Below are 1,379 nucleotides of genomic sequence, written 5' to 3' on the forward strand. Positions count from 1 at the left end.
AGGCTGGATTGGTCTCACTGCGTGATGGATGGATCAAGCTTCACTACCCTGAGTGAAACGCCCTGTGCGGAGCCGCATGCAGGGTGTTGTGGGGACTGGGGGCTAGAAACCTCCGGTTACCCGATTAACTTGGAGATTTAGAAAAGACATAATCGAAATCTAGCCAATACTCTTTTGATCCCGGCAGATGGGTTGGACCCTCTTTTAGATGCGCGCGTCCATTTTTGATATCGATTATGAACATCCGTAGGCCATTCACATAAATCTCGAACCACTTGTAGTCTGGGCGAGAATCATTGTGAACGACGTAACAGCTTGGAGCTCTGATAGATATCTCGTCACCATTATTCAAGAATGTAATCTCTGGAGGATTTTCCAATCCCTCTATTTGACGGTACTCCCAATAATTTCCTCGCACACTACAATCGACGGAGTAGTACTGCTCACACCCATATATGTACGTCAATGTAGGAGACTCACCTGCTGTCATAGTTAGGGTGTATTGATCTTCTAATGGTCTGGGATCTCGTTCGATCTTTGCATCCAGACAGTTCACACCCATTACAGCAGACGTACACCCGGTCAAGCCGAGCCAGACTAGAAGAATAGTTTTTTTGACAATTTGCACCATGTGAAAGTTAACGTTTAGATAACCGGCCTTTTCTTAAGCATTCCAATTCCCTTCGACTATCTTCTCAAGGTGCGGTTAATCTTCCTTGTTGGGCCGCCGCTCGCGGGCTATGGGGATTCGATTGCGTAGGTTGGCATTACTATGCCCCGGTTGGAAGGAGGCTGCAATCTTCCGTTGGCTTCTAATGGTTGTCATCTATCGCTTCTCTTTTTATTCCGGGCACTCGGATGCCCACCATCTGCTTGTGATAGTGCGCTTTTCAGGCTGTCTGTCTAGGAACTTCTTTCTCCAGGGAAGCCTGCTGATAAAGCGGGGCGCCACAGATTTCGCAGCAGGCGGGTCGGCCTATACCGGCGAGGTAATCCTGCCATTGCAACAACTGCCCAGCCGTTACCGGCATCTGTCCCAACAATTCTCTGGCCTGATTCAGCCGGTTTCTTGCTGCTGAACTGTAGAGCCCCAGATAACGAATGCTGGCTTTGCCCGGCAGGGGCACATGCATCAACCAGCGCTGGATAAAGGTCTCCACCGGGAGATTGGCCACTTCCTGTTGGCCAGTGCGGTGCGACTGATAACGAAAACGCACCCGGCCTGCTTCTGCGCAAATCAATTGTTGGCGGCTGAAGGGGCCACCCCGGACATAGCGGGCCAGGTAGATGGCCACACCCTTGCCATGTTCATAACGTTTGCAGCAATGCACTATCCAGTCTTTCCTACCCAGGCGGTTAAGGGAGCTGCGGAGTTTCGC

At 50.8% G+C, this 1,379-nt stretch carries 1 protein-coding gene; it reads right to left on the reverse strand.

Translation table 11 applies throughout. The features are described 5' to 3' along the window. Nucleotides 1–890 precede the first annotated feature (890 nt). On the reverse strand, nucleotides 891–1,379 hold a 489-nt coding region (locus J0A66_RS21395), incomplete at its 5' end, for a transposase (protein WP_206575892.1).

The organism is Bowmanella dokdonensis, assembly GCF_017254865.1.
GTDB classification, from domain to species: domain Bacteria; phylum Pseudomonadota; class Gammaproteobacteria; order Enterobacterales; family Alteromonadaceae; genus Bowmanella; species Bowmanella dokdonensis.